Source organism: Bacteroides sp. 3_1_23, assembly GCF_000162555.1.
GTDB lineage: Bacteria > Bacteroidota > Bacteroidia > Bacteroidales > Bacteroidaceae > Bacteroides > Bacteroides ovatus.
In genome coordinates this window covers 232821-249508 of the sequence record NZ_GG774955.1, presented here as the reverse complement: position 1 = coordinate 249508, position 16688 = coordinate 232821, and the positions used below count along the sequence as shown (strand labels likewise).

The 16688-nt window shown below is 37.5% G+C and carries 16 protein-coding genes; 4 read left to right on the top strand and 12 right to left on the bottom strand.

The genetic code is table 11. The features are described 5' to 3' along the window. Positions 1–11: 11 nt before the first annotated feature. The 4 genes from HMPREF9010_RS05635 (at position 12) to HMPREF9010_RS05650 (ending at position 5433) form a co-directional block, all read left to right on the top strand. Positions 12–902 carry a ParB/RepB/Spo0J family partition protein gene (locus tag HMPREF9010_RS05635; RefSeq protein ID WP_004301392.1) on the top strand — a complete coding sequence of 297 codons (891 nt, stop codon included), beginning with the start codon at positions 12–14 and terminating at the stop codon, positions 900–902. After that, positions 903–1790, top strand: coding sequence for a DUF5683 domain-containing protein (locus HMPREF9010_RS05640; RefSeq protein ID WP_004301390.1), 888 nt, complete (start codon positions 903–905; stop codon positions 1788–1790). 34 nt (positions 1791–1824) lie between these two features. After that, the gene (locus HMPREF9010_RS05645) at positions 1825–3120 is read left to right on the top strand and encodes a lytic transglycosylase domain-containing protein (protein WP_004324792.1); all 1296 of its coding nucleotides are present in this window, start codon (positions 1825–1827) and stop codon (positions 3118–3120) included. 72 nt (positions 3121–3192) lie between these two features. Further along, positions 3193–5433: a RelA/SpoT family protein gene (locus HMPREF9010_RS05650; protein ID WP_008650608.1), complete on the top strand. Its 2241-nt coding sequence runs from the start codon at positions 3193–3195 to the stop codon at positions 5431–5433. 123 nt (positions 5434–5556) lie between these two features. Here the strand turns inward: HMPREF9010_RS05650 and HMPREF9010_RS05655 are convergent, their stop codons facing one another. The 12 genes from HMPREF9010_RS05655 to HMPREF9010_RS05710 all read right to left on the bottom strand — a co-directional run bounded on the left by HMPREF9010_RS05655 (position 5557) and on the right by HMPREF9010_RS05710 (position 16632). Beyond that, positions 5557–5901, bottom strand: a complete 345-nt coding sequence (locus HMPREF9010_RS05655; RefSeq protein ID WP_004301384.1) for a MerR family transcriptional regulator — start codon at positions 5899–5901, stop codon at positions 5557–5559. 20 nt (positions 5902–5921) lie between these two features. Next, the gene (locus HMPREF9010_RS05660) at positions 5922–6890 is read right to left on the bottom strand and encodes a M23 family metallopeptidase (protein ID WP_008650607.1); all 969 of its coding nucleotides are present in this window, start codon (positions 6888–6890) and stop codon (positions 5922–5924) included. Positions 6891–7227: 337 nt separating this feature from the next. After that, a complete protein-coding gene (locus HMPREF9010_RS05665) occupies positions 7228–8046 on the bottom strand; it encodes a hypothetical protein (RefSeq protein ID WP_008650606.1) in 819 nt (272 codons plus the stop codon). 98 nt (positions 8047–8144) lie between these two features. Continuing rightward, positions 8145–9023, bottom strand: coding sequence for a hypothetical protein (locus HMPREF9010_RS05670; protein ID WP_118036688.1), 879 nt, complete (start codon positions 9021–9023; stop codon positions 8145–8147). Positions 9024–9601: 578 nt separating this feature from the next. After that, on the bottom strand, positions 9602–10063 hold the full coding sequence (locus tag HMPREF9010_RS05675) for a lipocalin family protein (protein WP_008650602.1): 462 nt from the start codon (positions 10061–10063) through the stop codon (positions 9602–9604). Positions 10064–10083: 20 nt separating this feature from the next. Beyond that, positions 10084–10434, bottom strand: a complete 351-nt coding sequence (locus tag HMPREF9010_RS05680; RefSeq protein WP_008650600.1) for a DUF5640 domain-containing protein — start codon at positions 10432–10434, stop codon at positions 10084–10086. 588 nt (positions 10435–11022) lie between these two features. Then, a complete protein-coding gene (locus HMPREF9010_RS05685; protein WP_008650597.1) occupies positions 11023–11610 on the bottom strand; it encodes a tyrosine-type recombinase/integrase in 588 nt (195 codons plus the stop codon). A 154-nt stretch (positions 11611–11764) separates the two neighbouring features. After that, positions 11765–12037: a hypothetical protein gene (locus HMPREF9010_RS05690; protein WP_008650595.1), complete on the bottom strand. Its 273-nt coding sequence runs from the start codon at positions 12035–12037 to the stop codon at positions 11765–11767. 288 nt (positions 12038–12325) lie between these two features. Beyond that, the gene (locus tag HMPREF9010_RS05695) at positions 12326–13342 is read right to left on the bottom strand and encodes a DUF3871 family protein (RefSeq protein ID WP_004323047.1); all 1017 of its coding nucleotides are present in this window, start codon (positions 13340–13342) and stop codon (positions 12326–12328) included. A 625-nt stretch (positions 13343–13967) separates the two neighbouring features. Continuing rightward, the gene (locus HMPREF9010_RS05700) at positions 13968–14633 is read right to left on the bottom strand and encodes a hypothetical protein (protein WP_008650593.1); all 666 of its coding nucleotides are present in this window, start codon (positions 14631–14633) and stop codon (positions 13968–13970) included. Positions 14634–15203: 570 nt separating this feature from the next. After that, a complete protein-coding gene (locus tag HMPREF9010_RS05705) occupies positions 15204–16016 on the bottom strand; it encodes a hypothetical protein (RefSeq protein ID WP_008650591.1) in 813 nt (270 codons plus the stop codon). Positions 16017–16452: 436 nt separating this feature from the next. Continuing rightward, entirely contained in the window at positions 16453–16632 is a 180-nt protein-coding gene (locus tag HMPREF9010_RS05710) for a hypothetical protein (protein ID WP_008650590.1), read from the bottom strand. Positions 16633–16688: the final 56 nt, after the last annotated feature.

Sequence of the window (16688 nt, the reverse complement as noted above, 5' to 3'; positions counted from 1 at the left end):
AAGAAGAAGATATGGCAACACAAAAAAGAAATGCATTAGGACGTGGTCTCGACGCCTTGCTCTCAATGGATGATGTGAAAACCGAAGGGTCTTCTTCCATTAATGAAATAGAGCTGGCAAAGATTACTGTCAATCCCAACCAGCCCCGCCGTGAGTTTGACGAAACAGCATTGCAGGAACTGGCTGATTCCATTGCGGAAATCGGTATCATCCAACCTATCACTTTACGCAAACTCTCGGACGATGAGTATCAGATCATCGCGGGAGAGCGTCGTTATCGTGCATCACAAAGAGCAGGACTGAAAACAATCCCTGCTTATATACGCACTGCCGACGACGAAAACATGATGGAAATGGCGCTGATTGAAAATATCCAGCGTGAAGACCTGAATGCCGTAGAAATCGCACTTGCCTACCAGCATCTGCTCGATCAGTACGAACTGACACAGGAACGTCTTAGCGAACGTATCGGAAAGAAACGAACGACGATCGCCAACTACCTGCGCTTACTGAAATTGCCGGCTCCAATACAGATGGCCCTGCAAAACAAGCAGCTGGACATGGGACATGCCCGTGCGCTGATTTCATTAGGCGACCCTAAACTACAAGTTAAAATATTCGAAGAAATACAAGAACACGGATATTCAGTCCGCAAAGTAGAAGAAATTGTTAAATCATTAAGCGAAGGAGAAGCTGTGAAAAGCGGCACACGGAAAATAACACCCAAACGTGGCAAACTTCCTGAAGAATTCAACTTATTGAAGCAACAACTCTCCGGCTTTTTCAACACCAAGGTACAACTCACCTGCTCTGAAAAGGGAAAAGGCAAGATCAGTATTCCTTTCGGGAACGAGGAGGAACTGGAACGTATCATGGAAATCTTCGATACGCTAAAGAAGTAAATGACAAGAAAAAGTAAGAAATATCAGTTACTAGTCAGCGCCCTGCTTCTCTGTTTTTTACAGGTGGCAGGGATTGATGTGTATGCACAATCCACTGTTACTCCGGCACGGAAAGATACAACAATCATACAGCGCGAAGCGCCGAAAGCCCGTGCACGAAGGCATCGTGATCCGATCATACAGGACTCGGTGAAGAAGGATTCTATCCAAATCATACCATCCAAAGAACTTCCGGCCATCGACAGTTTGTCAGCTGCTAAAATACAGATAGCGGATAGCTTGGATGCAGCCAACAAGAAAGAGCTGAAAAAGATAGAGCAACCTGCCTCCATTGTTGTAAAGACCGACACTGTGCCGCCACCTGCTCAAGATATTAACAAGAAAATATTTATCCCGAATCCGACCAAAGCAACGTGGCTGGCAGTCGTATTCCCCGGTGGAGGACAGATTTACAACCGTAAATACTGGAAATTACCTATTATATATGGAGGATTTGCTGGTTGTGCTTACGCCTTAAGTTGGAACGGTAAGATGTACAAAGACTATTCGCAAGCCTATCTGGACATTATGGACAGCAATCCGAATACGAAAAGTTACGAAGATTTGTTGCCCCCGAACTCCACTTATAATGAGGAGCAGCTAAAAAACACACTAAAAAGAAGAAAAGATATGTTCCGTCGTTATCGGGACCTTAGTATATTTGCATTTATCGGAGTTTACCTGATCTCTATCATCGACGCTTATGTAGATGCGGAGTTATCCAACTTCGATATAACCCCCGACTTGAGTATGAAAGTAGAGCCGGCCGTTATTGATAATAACAACCAGTTCCGCTCCAACAGTTTTAAAAACAAGTCGGTTGGTCTGCAATGCGTATTACGATTTTAAAAAACACAATTTAGATTGATCTTATTATTGAAGCATGAAGAAATTAGTTAACTATTGTTCGATTATTTTTCTTTTACTAGTGGCCACGTCGCAGGTAAAAGCGCAAAGTGTAGATGTAGTGATTCGTGAAAATGGAACTGAACGCAAAGAAAGCATCGACCTGCCTAAAAGTATGACTTATCCACTTGACAGTCTATTGAATGACTGGAAAGCTAAAAATTATATTGATTTAGGCAAGGATTGCAGTACGGCTGAAATCAATCCTTTATTCAGTGACTCTGTCTATATCGACCGCTTGTCACGCATCCCGGCCATCATGGAAATGCCTTATAATGATATTATCCGCAAATTCATCGATATGTATGCAGGACGCTTGCGCAATCAGGTTTCTTTCATGCTAAGTGCCTGCAACTTCTATATGCCGATCTTTGAAGAAGCACTGGATGCATACGGACTTCCACTGGAACTAAGATATCTGCCGATTATCGAATCTGCGTTGAACCCATCAGCCGTATCACGTGCAGGTGCTTCCGGTCTGTGGCAATTTATGATTGGTACAGGTAAGATCTATGGTTTGGAATCAAACAGCCTGGTAGATGAACGCCGTGACCCGATTAAAGCGACTTGGGCTGCCGCACGTTACCTCAAAGAAATGTACGATATCTATGGAGACTGGAATCTTGTGATTGCTGCTTATAACTGTGGGCCCGGTACTATCAACAAGGCAATCCGCCGTGCCAATGGCGAAACGGATTACTGGAAAATTTATAATTACCTGCCTAAAGAGACACGTGGTTACGTACCTGCCTTTATCGCCGCTAATTATGTGATGACTTACTATTGTGACCATAATATTTGTCCGATGGAAACAAATATCCCGGCAAGTACCGACACAGTACAAGTGAACAAGAATCTGCACTTCGAACAGATTGCTGATCTTTGCAACGTACCTTTGGATCAAATCAAGAGTTTGAATCCGCAATATAAGAAGCAAATGATTCCGGGTGACAGCAAGCCTTATACTTTAAGACTTCCTATCGATGCTATCAGTACCTTTATAGATAAGCAAGACACAATCTATGCACATCGCGCCGACGAATTGTTCCGCAACCGGAAAACCGTTGCTATTAAGGAAATCACCCCCTCAACCCGCAAAACGACAACAGCCGTTGCCGGTAAAGGCAAACTGACCTACTACACAATAAAAAGTGGAGACACTTTGTCAACCATCGCCGGAAAGTATGGCGTCACAATTAAGGATATACAAAGGTGGAATGGAATGTCCAACACCAAAATTGCTGCAGGAAAACGATTGAAAATATACAAATAAACAGCTTCCTGCTTGCATCGTTCGGAAATTTGCTTATTTTTGCAGAACTAAGCAAGTGAAAGGATAACAATTATGGATAATCTGCCCCCTAAAGAAATAAGTGATGAAGAGATGATCAATCAGGCGTTCCACGAACTACTGAATGATTATCTCAACACTAAACATCGCAAAAAGGTTGAAATCATTACGAAGGCTTTCAACTTCGCCAATCAGGCGCATAAAGGTATCAAACGTCGTTCGGGCGAACCATATATTATGCACCCGATTGCCGTTGCCAGCATTGTATGCAATGAAATAGGTCTCGGTTCCACTTCTATATGTGCAGCCTTGCTGCATGATGTGGTAGAGGACACTGATTACACAGTGGAAGACATCGAGAATATCTTTGGTCCGAAGATCGCCCAGATTGTGGACGGACTGACTAAAATATCCGGTGGAATCTTCGGTGACCGCGCTTCGGCACAGGCAGAGAACTTCAAGAAGTTGCTGCTCACCATGTCGAACGACATCCGGGTCATTCTTATCAAGATAGCAGACCGCTTGCACAACATGCGTACCCTTGGTTCCATGTTACCCAACAAGCAATATAAGATTGCAGGCGAAACGCTTTACATCTATGCTCCACTTGCCAACCGCTTGGGGCTTTATAAGATAAAAACGGAGCTTGAGAATCTAAGCTTCAAATATGAACATCCAGAAGAATATGCGGAAATAGAAGAGAAGTTGAATGCTACTGCCGCTGAACGTGACAAGGTTTTCAACGACTTCACGGCCCCGATTCGTACCCAACTGGATAAGATGGGATTGAAATACCGAATACTTGCCCGTGTAAAATCAATCTATTCCATCTGGAACAAGATGCAGACCAAACATGTTCCTTTCGAAGAAATATACGATTTACTGGCTGTTCGAATCATCTTCGAACCACGTAATGAAGAAGAAGAGCTCAATGACTGTTTCGATATCTACGTTTCTATCTCCAAGATATACAAACCCCACCCGGACCGTTTGCGCGATTGGGTCAGCCATCCTAAAGCTAATGGTTATCAGGCATTGCACGTCACTCTGATGGGTAACAACGGACAATGGATTGAAGTCCAGATTCGTAGTGAACGGATGAATGACGTTGCCGAACAAGGTTTCGCAGCCCACTGGAAATACAAAGAAGGAGGAGGCAGCGAGGATGAAGGTGAATTGGAAAAATGGTTAAGAACGATTAAGGAGATATTAGATGATCCGCAACCGGATGCCATTGACTTTCTGGATACCATTAAGCTAAATTTATTTGCTTCTGAAATATTCGTGTTCACTCCTAAAGGCGAACTGAAGACTATGCCGCAGAACTCTACGGCTCTCGACTTTGCATTTTCCCTGCACACGGATATTGGTAGCCATTGTATTGGCGCCAAAGTCAATCATAAATTAGTGCCGTTGAGCCACAAATTGCAAAGTGGTGACCAAGTTGAAATCCTTACTTCAAAATCGCAACGCGTACAACCGCAATGGGAAGTTTTTGCAACCACTGCCCGTGCCCGCGCCAAGATAGCAGCCATTCTCCGCAAAGAGCGTAAAGCAAACCAGAAGATAGGAGAAGAAATCCTTAGTGAGTTTCTGAAAAAGGAGGAAGTCCGTCCGGAAGAAGCTGTTATCGAAAAGCTACGCAAACTGCATAATGCCAAGAATGAGGAAGAACTGCTGGCTGCCATTGGCAGTAAAGCAATCGTTTTGGGAGAAGCGGACAAGAATGAACTGAAAGAAAAGCAAACCAGTAACTGGAAGAAATATCTGACTTTCTCTTTCGGCAATAGCAAAGAGAAGCAGGAAGAGAAAGAACCGCAGGAAAAAGAAAAAATCAACCCGAAAGAGGTGCTCAAACTGACGGAAGAAAGTTTGCAGAAGAAATATATCATGGCCGAATGTTGCCATCCTATTCCCGGTGACGATGTATTGGGATATGTGGATGAAAACGACCGGATCATTATTCACAAGCGCCAATGCCCTGTTGCTGCCAAATTGAAGAGTAGCTATGGCAACCGCATATTAGCGACCGAATGGGATACACACAAAGAACTGTCTTTCCTGGTATATATATATATAAAAGGTATAGATAATATGGGACTTTTGAATGAAGTCACTCAAGTTATCTCCAGACAGCTCAATGTAAATATCCGTAAGCTGACCATCGAAACCGAAGATGGCATCTTTGAAGGAAAAATTCAGTTGTGGGTACATGATGTAGATGATGTAAAAACCATCTGCAACAATCTGAAGAAAATACAGAATATCAAACAGGTGAGCCGTGTAGAAGAATAGCTTTCAAACGGTAAATAAGAAAACGATGAACGGGGAATAAGTTGCAGTATCATGCAAATTGTTCACCGTTCATTTTGTTATGAGGTTTCTTGCCTATCGAATCCATGATCGATTAGCATTTATTTATTCCCGTCCATCCAATTCGCGTTTAATAGCCAAAAGCTCTTCTTTTATCGCTTTCAGCTTATTTACAATCTCATAATTACGGACCGTAGCTTCTTTATTATCCTTCAAACGTTGCCGGGCACCGGGAAGTGTCATGCCCTTTTCTTTTACCAAATGATAGATAAGACCGATCGTTTCTACGTCTTCTTTGCGGTACTGACGTATTCCTCTTCCCGCTGTCTTAGGAGAGATTTGCGGAAATTCCTTTTCCCAAAAACGGAGCAATGACGGATTGACTCCGAACATGTCGGCAACCTCCCCTATTGAATAATATAGCTTCAATTCTTTGTCTGTATTAAGCATAACACTCCTGTTTTAAGATTTTAATCGAATATTTTACCATGATTGGCTGCCAACTGAATCATCTTTTCATAATCTTCGGCACTCAAATCCATGAAATAATAATTGACCGGATTCACTACCTGCCCTTTCACGTGCACTTCATAATGCAGATGCGGACCGGTACTTTTTCCTGTACTACCCACTTTTCCGATAATCTCACCACGTACCACTTTCTTTCCGACTTTCGTATTAAATCCCTGCAAGTGAGCATACCGAGTGAGATACCCGAAGCCATGATCTATCTCAATGGTATTACCATATCCGGTTTCCCATCCCACTTTCACCACTGTTCCGTTTCCGGTAGCATATACATCCGTTCCCGGATGAGCAGAGAAGTCCATGCCTGCATGGAACTTTGTCGTACCATAAATAGGATCGATACGTGTACCATAACCGGATGCTGTCTGACGAAGATCCTTATTCGAAATAGGCTGTATGGCCGGAATACATTTCAGCATCTCATCATGGTTCTTACACATATCAATCACATCATCGAAAGATTTCGACTGGATATAAAGCCTTTTGGAAAGCACGTCCAATTTTTGAGTCGTGTTCACCACCAGCTTGGCATTCGCCAAATCCATCAGTTCTTCGTAACGGTTCGTCCCGCCATAACCTGCCTGACGAATAGCCGGAGAAACAGGATCTGCCTGTAAAATCACTCGATACAGATTATCGTCACGTTGCTGAATATCCTGAAGCACCCCCATAGCGTCGTCCAAACGCCGGGAAAGCACATTGTACTGCGCCAAAAGACGGCTGTTTTCAATTCTTAATTCCTTCTCCGACGGAGAACCAAAAATCAAAAGCAATACAATAAAGCAACCTGCTCCCAACCCCATTCCATAGAAAAGCCGACGCAGGATACTAAGCGCACGCTGCCGTACGGTAGGGTAAATTCGATCATAAGTCTGGGTCTGTGGATTATAGATGTAGTATACTTTGCGCATCTTTTTGGAAATATTTCGCTTGTTAATACGGCAAAAGTAATAAAAACAAGCTATCTTTATTACCTATATTGATTATCAAGCAATTACATAATCGGTTATTAAATTCTGTGACAACATCTCATTTCAACCACTACAAAAATACATCTTCTAGCCATAACAACCAATTATTTAAGAAAAGAAAGCAATTAAAATAAAACATTTATCCTATCAGAATATTCTATACGACATTTTTCCAACACAACAGTGACTAGGTAATTCACTATTATAATTTCTTGGCATCACTTGTAATAGAGATAAAAAAGCCAGCTATCATCACTGACAACTGGCTATATTCTAATTATTTATTGAGTAGACTTTCTAAGGTCATTTTCAATATACTTTGTTTCTCTTCACTTTTAGCTTCTAGGACTCTTTTTACTATAGCATCTGGCATTTGTTTTAAAGCGTCACAAACAAGTTTATACCCATGTTCTGTAGACAGGTCGGCAACTACAGTAATCAAGTATCTTTTAGCGATAAAGGAATTGTCAAATTTAGTTCGTGCTGCATCCAAAAAGTATTTAGCACGCTCCAGATTATAATCTGTTTTTATTTCTTTACCTGCAATCAAATTACAGTATGCTGTCTTTCCCAACTTACCAGGAGCAAAACAAGCAATATAACCTATCGTAGTGGTTGGATAACCTAAATCGGCAAGTTCTTTTGTAAATTTTGCCAACTCATTTTGGGGATTAAATAGTGCCGCGCCATTAGCATAATCTGCACCACTCCACGGGTCAGTAATTGTGTTTGTTTCAGAGAGAATCTCTTTAGTGTTCTCATTGCTGTAACATTCATACAAGAACAGCTTTTCTTCATCTAAACCTGTTTCTTCGGCTGCCGTATATCTATGTTGTCCCTCAACAATGGCAACATACTTACTTGCTTCTTCATCCGGTATATCCTCTTTCGTAATAGGATGCACCAAAGTACAGCCGTCATTTACCGCTTTTTGTCCGTCTACATACATTAAAGGGACAAGATTCATTCCAAATTTCTCAAAGGACTTTTTCTTTCTTGAAATGTTCTTTGAATTAACACTACGATTGCCTTTAATAAAAGCAATCATTTTGCCTCCAATATAGAGGTCTTTTACTGAAATAATATTTTTATTCATTATCTATAAAAATTTAAGATAATTGGCAATATTACCAACGCTGCGAAGGTAAGAAACCATAAATTACTTTTCGTGAAAAATCAGATTATCTCGAAATTTCACATTTCCTCTATGAACCTTCTATATTTAGACCTTATTTTTTCAATTTCTGGATTAGGCAGTAAGATTAAGGGGAACGACTGCCCGTTTACTGTGAATAGAGAAAGTTTTATTGGGGATTTATTATAGTCGCGTATTAATGCTCTATAATTATCTGTATTTATTGGAACATTGTTCTTGAAACGACCAAACAAGTATAGGATGTATAAAACAAGCTTCTTTCTGTTTGAGGACATTTTTCCACCTTTGTATTTGCTCAAGAAGGCTTTCAATTCTTGTGCAAAATAATAATTCAAGATTCTTTTGTTTGCTATTTCATTCATAGTGGTAATCCTCTCAATTGTATAATGCTTCAAGTTATCTACTGTTACAATATCATCTTGCAGTTCTAAATAAGCTTGTTTCATTTTATTAATCAGTAGTTGACTAGAGATAGTAAACTTTTTGGTTTTAGTTGACGATTTACCTTTCTTCGTTTCTGTTGGCAACCTACCCACTACTTCAATACTTGCAACATTCATTCCATCGTTTAGGTGGTTGAACAAGTCTAAATATTGGTCTGCTACAGATATGGATAGTTCAGCAACATTACATCCCATTATCATAGCGTACAGCAATACGGATAATCTCCATAATTTTAACGCATCCAGTTCCTCTCTTTCTAAATATTGAGCTAAAGTACTATCGTTAACAAAGACTTCTTCACTTAGCAATAATTTTCGTTTGTTATCATCTATGATTATGGTTTCAGCGAGTTTTACAGCTTCCTCATAATTTATAGCCTTGATATTGTTCAATATAATATGTTTGCTTTTGTCATCTATGCTTGTGGCTACCTGCAAGCATCTCTGCATATAAAAATCTACATATTCATTCATGGTATTATCTTTTAAAATCAATGACTGCAAAGAAACAAATTTATCCAATATTCCAGTCCACTGTATTATAAAAAATAAGGCAGTAAATGAAATTTCACTTACCACCTTATCAATGACTTAGTTTCATCATATCTCACAGGTACAAAAAATAAAATCATAAATATCTGTCATGAATCAGTGACAAGAATTGCTTTACTTGCTACCTCAAATCGCATCCTTTTGAAGATATACGCACATATATTCCAATAATCCAGAATGTATATCTTGTATTAGATTTACCTGATTCTTATCAGTACCTTTGTTATAGATAAATCAATTACCAACTTATTTATTTTTACACAAATATGCAAGTAACACCAAAGAAGAATAACACAATTCATTATTTACCACAAGAGATTAGAGAAACTAGATTAACAGAAGTCACATATTTACCTATCACAAGGGAAATGTTAGAACAGCTATTCTCAAATTCAGCTAAGAAGGATAAGCATAAATTAGTTAAGAAGAGAAGGAGGTAATTAATAAGGCAGCAAGTGAATGTTACTTCAAATGCTGCCTTTATTTGTTGGACTAAGAGGTCAACCTCTCTTATAGGTCATTTTAGCATAGTGTTCAGATGCTTCATCTTTATCATGAAATTCAAGTACTAGCTTATTGGAACTGATTTCAAGAACCTTTAAATCATACTGTTCATATTCATCTTCAATAAGAGTTATAACATCACCATTCACTTCCCATTTCTCAATACTCTGCGGGTTACTTGTACCGTCCAAATCATATTCACTATAAGTACCGTCTTCCCTAAAGGTGAAGTTACCGAAATATTCACATTCATCTTTAGGCGCATGGCTCCATGCTTCATCATATTCAGGGTGTTCAAAGTCCTTCTCAAACCCTTCCTCATAAGTAAGTACCCAGTGCCCTATAAGCTTCTCCGCAAGAGGTCTGTTATCGTTTTCATCGTCATCACTACAAGCAATAAAATTCAGACTCATCATTATAACCATGATTACTGAACCTATTAATCGTAAAGTCCTCATATATCGTTGGATTTTATTATTTACTGCTTGGTATAAGTTTCAGAATCTTCATTATCTTTAATCGTTAAACGATTGCCAGAAATAGAGAAGGTAGATGTATATACCTCATCTGTCCATGTAAATGTAATCTTATCACCGTCTACAGAATATTTAAATGATTCAGAATCAGTTTGTTTGTTATCTTTAAACTCTTGCCATATACCACTTCCGTCTGCATTGAATGTATATGAATCACTATAACCATAGTTATCCACTTCACTTCGCCATGTACCAACAATGGGGTTGTCGTCATCGTCATCAGAGCAAGCTGCAAAGTTCACACTCATAATAATGGCTATTATAGCCATACCAATAAATCTTAATGTCTTCATTTGTTATATAATCTGTTTGTGCTTCTACGTTCCTAATAGAGAGCGTTAATAATTGAGATATAAGTGTGAGGAACACAACACGGAGTTGCACACTTCTTAAATAAAGAACTGTTGAGTAGTAAAATAGACTGTCTGTTTCTTATATACCTATATTTATGCCAACCTGTTCCCTATGGTTAGCTACTACATGCAAGAAGCGTGGGAACTATTGAATATTACTGCATTGAGGCTCTGGACTTGCCCTTACCCAATAATAAACAATAGCCCACGCCAGAAGAATATATAGTTCATCCCTTAAGATGAATATATAATACTGACGTGAGCGTTCTTGCCTATTATCTTGGGTAATAGAATTGTCCAGATTCCAATGCAAGATAATATCAAACGCTCTTCGTTAACTATGTCCTTTCAGAACTATCTCCATAGAAGTCTGAAATTGCTACAAAGTTACTAAAAGCTGTTTAATTTGCAAGAACTATTGTTTATTAAAAGTTGAGAGCTGTCTCTACTCAATAATTCAAGGTTGGTATGAAACTTGCCAAATCCCTATATAAGTAGAAATTCTGAACTTTCATACCAACCCAATTATCAGAAGCTAAGACAGTCATAGGTATTTAGTAGCTCTTCCTGTCTCAATCCCAAGTATCTTTTAGTAATTGATACACTGGAATGATTGAATAGCTCCATGAGCTTAACAAGTGCAAGCTCTGAATTATCGTTATTCATGTTGTAGACCTGTCTGCCAAAGGTCTTTCTAAGAGAATGACAACTGAAATTGCCTATATGCAACTTGTACTTCTTCTTAATCTCTTTCAACATGACATTGATTCTCTGAACTGTGTACACTGTCCCCTTCTGACTTATCAATACAGGAGCATTTATGCCAACTGGATTTATATGCTCATAACAATCTCTGATATGTTGCTGTAGCTGCATATTAATCCTAATTGTCCTTTGCTTCCCTGTTTTAATCTCTGTAATGGTAAATTCTTCTGCATCTAATATCTGATTCCACCTCAAAGCAAGAATATCAGAAATTCTTAGACCTGTGAAGCAACCCAAAGCAATAAGAAGTGACATCTTATAATTACTATCCCTTGCCAACTTTCTTATTAAGTTCATCGCTTCGCTCCATTGCAAATAATCTGCTGTTGTACTTGAATATTTAAGTGACATAATGTTCGGTTTTATAGTGAAACTAATAAAAGTGAATATTAATTTTGAGTTGGAATATCTAACTTACTGATTACTAGCTAAACATTCACTAATAACAGAAGTGAATATTATAAAGCAAGGACACTAAGCAAATAATGTCCTTACTTCATTCAACCTATATAAAAGGTAGGTGGGCTTCATCCAACACGCCACTGTCAACTATCCGTTTGCAAAGTTCGTGCGATGCCTGATTTCTAAGGTCTGTGCCATAGTTTTTATTACCAACCATGCGAATAATCTCCACTATGGTTTTCATTAATTCCTGCTGTAGTGTACGGTGGTAACACTTTGTACTTTCAGCAAACCTTTTAGGATTCCAACTATAATCGTTCAAGGCTCTTTCAAGTTCTTGCGCTGCCTTGTATTCGCGACTGCCTTCTATTACCATATTCCAAATATTTAAGAGGTTTATAAATAAAAAGAGCACCTGTATGGATGCTCTTTGTTTTTTCTGTATTTTAATGTACTACTTCATTGTAATAATCTTGTATATAGTCCAAATAATCATCAAGAAGAATACAATAGGTGAAATTGCACACATAACAAGTAACAAGATAATCCAAGATATAACGACTAGTAACGCTTGTAACATAATCTTTTGAGTATTAATAGGTAATGAATAATCAAGGGACACCCTTATTATATGGATGCCCCTTTTAAGTACTCTGTAATACCACTAACTAAGAAACCATTGGTATTTGTCATCACCATGTAAAGCGGAACATATACCCGTTGCAAGTTCTGTTGCATTATAGGCTCTATCCAAGAATGAATCTATATAGCTGCTCTTATTTGCACCTGTGAGCAAGTTGTAGAACTTCCACATAGACAAATCATTCCCCAAGCTGCCAAAGTTCTCATCATTGATATACGCTTTAGCCACATTGTTAACCTGTGTATCAGTAAGCAACATTTTAGGTATATCTTTCTGATAGCCTTGCGGTAATGATTGATAAAGTCTCATTCTTCCAAGTAGTTGGCAGAACTGATGCTCCGTCATACTGGTATTGCCTAAAGACTGCATCAAATGTATGTGTTTGGCTGCATCGTATTTGTGGAACATTTCCAATACCGCTTGATATAAATCCCTTGTATTGGTAACTTCCAAGCAACTAAGATAACCGTCCGTAGATACACATAGATTTGTGCAAACCTTACAAGTAAAGCCAATAAACACTTTAAACCGCTCTGCACCTTTCTTTGAATAAAGATTGGTATGGTTATAAGCTCTGACACCACCAATAGTAAGTGTTAGCCTGTTACCGTGTACTGTCTCATAGATAGTAGGAACTTCAATAACAAAAGCACACCTCTCGTAGTAGATAGTCTTGTCACTCTCTAATAACTGATTGGCGGGCTTATGAATTGCTTCGGGAATCCTGCCTTTGATTACATGAGAAACACGAATATCTGGCGATTCAATTTGTTCACCGCTAAAGAATGTATTGGTTGCATCCTGTACTGCTTCGATAAAAGCCACATGAGATAATGTAGCTTCGTTGTCCTTTGCGAATACAGGGATAATACAATCATTCCTTAGATGCTCCAAACTGGCTTCAATCGTATTAGCTTCAATAAATAGAGGTCGTTTCTGCTTAATAATTGGCTCTTCAATTATTACCGCTTCTTCTGCATATTCACCAAAGTTTCTACTAGTTCTTTGTACTGGCATAATCTGTAATGTTGATTCCATAATCTGTAATTTATTAAGTTAATATTAGAAATTCCTCTGTCTGAAAGCCAAGCAAGCCACAATCAGTATTAATAATCCAATAAAGAACTGTGGCATTAAGACTACTGGCACAATTAGAATTATTCCAAACGTCAATAAAATCTTTAAATTCTCCATACGCATAATAATAGATTAGTAAATAGTGTATTTAAGGACAAAATGAGGGTTTGACATGAAGTACTATTCATTCACTTTCCTTTGTGCATCTTTATATGTAGACATATACAAATCGTTGATAAGTCCGCACATTTCAGAAGTTCAAAAGGTTTGTGGGCTGAATGGCAATTCATGTTATCCTTTCATTTTTCCTAATGATTGGTGAGGGGACTATAGGGTAATAGAAGGGGCTTATGCACGATATACATCTGATACGCTCACTGACAAATCAAATATTTCACTCTATCACTGCATAAACTCCAAATAAAAAACACTTCCTCAATAAAAGGGTCGGGGGTATGAATTTCAAGTACCTATATTTTTGAGTTGGGGATATACATAAAAAGCCCCAAAACCTGTTATGGTCTGGAGCTTCAATATTAATAACTTACATCCTCGAATCCGTTATTATTTATTGTATATTGAGGGACTAATTATCAGCTATACCTAAAGCACAGGCTAATGTATAATCAATGCCATAACCTTGTTTTGTTTTATTAATATAGTAAACCGTATTAAGAATAGAATACAATGATTGGATTGAATCTATATTGTCACTTTTATAAACTAATGATGGTGTGTGTTTATCATACTTATCTACCTCAACATACTGCTCTATATTATTGCATAGAGAATTATATCTTTCCTTTTTAGTAAAGCAATATTTATTATTATTAAAACACAGTATAAATATGTTATCAGAGAATTTCTCTAACGATGTGCATCTTTTGATTATACTGGTATATTTTTTCAGTGATTTTACAACATTTGTATTATTAAATAATTGATGAAATATGTATATTTCATGCAGTTTATCATACAGTTTACCAACCATAATTCTCGATTCACTTAGTTTACCACCAACAGTCCAAGCACTATAAAGAGAAATATCTATATTATTCCCATCAATGCCCTTTTTAAGATTGACTCTCATACCTTGATATTTTACATAATCTGAATAAATTCTATACCAAGTTCCATAAACCTTAAATAGATTTCCACTTTCTCTTATATCAGCTATACCCTGATTTATTAGTGTTTCAACATTACTTACAAAATCATCAATATCAATATAAATTACCTCATTCGCTAACATAATATTACATTTTAGTTATTTGCTATCAAAATTACACAAAATAATAAATTATCAAAAGTCAAAGTACATTATTTTACTACTGTTGAACAATTATCTTATAAATAATAATAAATATTGAAATATAGCTACGTAAATTCATGATTTTATAAAACGAATATACTGTAGAAATACTGAAAAATTGCCATTAGTTCTAAACTTTGTCATGGTGTGTGATATGGTATTGTATATAATAACTAAAAACTGCTAATGTGCTAATAAGAAACATATATCAGAGTAAATAAATATCACCAATTATTTATTCTAGGAGGATTCTTCATTTAATATGTCTTGTCTTTATAACAATAAAATTTATCTTGTTTCTTTTTATAATATAACCAACTTAAAACATTAGACTGGTCTTAATTTATCACTTGTATATTCTTGCAAATTGATATTTTATACAATTGAATTGTATAGAAAACTAAATAATCAATATCTCTTTAAAGGAATATGTATTTTGTCCCAAATTATTTCAGATTCATAAGCCCCAAACCCGTTTAATGGTCTGGAGCTTTATTGCTTACAAACTAACTACAGAATAATCTCATAAGGTATATCTTCCTTAACAGGTCGCTTTCTACCTACTGTACCTGCTTGTATTGACTTCATAAAAGCGTGGATATTCTTGACATCTTTAAATCCATTCTCCTTATACTTCTTATAAATCATACATTCTCTGGATAATGGTTTGTTATTGCCTTCGTTGAAGTCTATCATGTGGTCGAACATGGCAATTAGTTTCTTTACTTGCTTATCTTTAGGCTGGTCTATTATTAAGCCTTTGACCTTTAGAATCAGACAGTCACCAATTTCATCCAATAAATCCAAATCCTTTAACTGCTCTATGTACCTACCAATAGTATTATGTCCCATGTGAATAAGCTCCTTCAATTTCCTTATGGATGATAATTTGATAACATAACTATGCGGCTCTGTTACACTGAATAGCTTTAATATGAATCCTCTTAGCTTCAAATCTAAAGTATTGTAAGTATCGTAGAACTCTCTGCCAATTCTTCTATAATTGCCTGGCTCTACTTGGTTGAATCTGTACATAGTCCAATGCCTGTCCTTCCGTTTGGAATCTATATCACGTATAATAACCTCGCCTGTAGCCCTTAATTTGTCATTGAAAGATAATGTACCTTTACTCTTCTTGTAATTGTCCGGTTTATCCCCAACAAATCCTGCAAGCTGTTCTAATGTAGTATTGGTTTCCAAAGAATCTTTATCTGCTGTTAATAGCAAGGTATAAGTCCTGTACACATCTGAACAGTTTAGATTCTGAATCAGATTATTACTCATTACTGTGTACTCCTTGAATGGAAGTTTCGTGTCTTTCATAAGGCAAACGCTCAATATGGTTAATCAAGATAATCTGATTGGTCTTTAACAAGAATCTCATCTTAGTGGAACTTAGTCTGTTCACTTTCCTTAGTTCGCTTAGTTTCTCATATAAATTATTATTATAATGCCACATATATTATTGATTTATATATCCTACTTATCCCACCTACTGAAAGTTCGTCAGAACTTTACAGTATGGCTGTATGGAGTGTAGTATCTAGGAGTGTAGACAGGGGGTGAATAAGCACGCTCCAAAAGGGGATTAAGCACACCGCTAAAGGGGGAAATAAGCACACCTTTATAATCTGGTAATATCAATACTTCAGCACATAACTTTGCTGTATTAGTAAGCACATTAGTAGATAGTGCTACTAATTAGATGATTAGTTGACAATGGTGTACTCTGTTTAATAGTTGAAAGTAGGTCTAGGACTTAAAACTGTTTCTGCTCCGGCTTATGATATGGCAGATAGATTGTGTAAGTCTTGCCTTGAACCATTTTGCGCTTTTTGATGTATCGGTCAGTAGCCCAAAGCCCGATGTGAAGCCTTGTGTCCTTAATACCGTGCTCTAGTGCCATTTTACGAATGTCTGCGTAGGTCAGTTCTTTCATTTGAAGTAGATTTAGGTTTGTAGTGGTGAATCTGGGTGACGAGAAACTCGGTCATT

Bases quoted from the DNA above. Each gene is read 5' to 3' on its own strand.
- HMPREF9010_RS05635 (WP_004301392.1), top strand. From the start codon at position 12: ATGGCAACACAAAAAAGAAATGCATTAGGACGTGGTCTCGACGCCTTG.
- HMPREF9010_RS05640 (WP_004301390.1), top strand. From the start codon at position 903: ATGACAAGAAAAAGTAAGAAATATCAGTTACTAGTCAGCGCCCTGCTT.
- HMPREF9010_RS05645 (WP_004324792.1), top strand. From the start codon at position 1,825: ATGAAGAAATTAGTTAACTATTGTTCGATTATTTTTCTTTTACTAGTG.
- HMPREF9010_RS05650 (WP_008650608.1), top strand. From the start codon at position 3,193: ATGGATAATCTGCCCCCTAAAGAAATAAGTGATGAAGAGATGATCAAT.
- HMPREF9010_RS05655 (WP_004301384.1), bottom strand. From the start codon at position 5,901: ATGCTTAATACAGACAAAGAATTGAAGCTATATTATTCAATAGGGGAG.
- HMPREF9010_RS05660 (WP_008650607.1), bottom strand. From the start codon at position 6,890: ATGCGCAAAGTATACTACATCTATAATCCACAGACCCAGACTTATGAT.
- HMPREF9010_RS05665 (WP_008650606.1), bottom strand. From the start codon at position 8,046: ATGAATAAAAATATTATTTCAGTAAAAGACCTCTATATTGGAGGCAAA.
- HMPREF9010_RS05670 (WP_118036688.1), bottom strand. From the start codon at position 9,023: ATGAATGAATATGTAGATTTTTATATGCAGAGATGCTTGCAGGTAGCC.
- HMPREF9010_RS05675 (WP_008650602.1), bottom strand. From the start codon at position 10,063: ATGAGGACTTTACGATTAATAGGTTCAGTAATCATGGTTATAATGATG.
- HMPREF9010_RS05680 (WP_008650600.1), bottom strand. From the start codon at position 10,434: ATGAAGACATTAAGATTTATTGGTATGGCTATAATAGCCATTATTATG.
- HMPREF9010_RS05685 (WP_008650597.1), bottom strand. From the start codon at position 11,610: ATGTCACTTAAATATTCAAGTACAACAGCAGATTATTTGCAATGGAGC.
- HMPREF9010_RS05690 (WP_008650595.1), bottom strand. From the start codon at position 12,037: ATGGTAATAGAAGGCAGTCGCGAATACAAGGCAGCGCAAGAACTTGAA.
- HMPREF9010_RS05695 (WP_004323047.1), bottom strand. From the start codon at position 13,342: ATGGAATCAACATTACAGATTATGCCAGTACAAAGAACTAGTAGAAAC.
- HMPREF9010_RS05700 (WP_008650593.1), bottom strand. From the start codon at position 14,633: ATGTTAGCGAATGAGGTAATTTATATTGATATTGATGATTTTGTAAGT.
- HMPREF9010_RS05705 (WP_008650591.1), bottom strand. From the start codon at position 16,016: ATGAAAGACACGAAACTTCCATTCAAGGAGTACACAGTAATGAGTAAT.
- HMPREF9010_RS05710 (WP_008650590.1), bottom strand. From the start codon at position 16,632: ATGAAAGAACTGACCTACGCAGACATTCGTAAAATGGCACTAGAGCAC.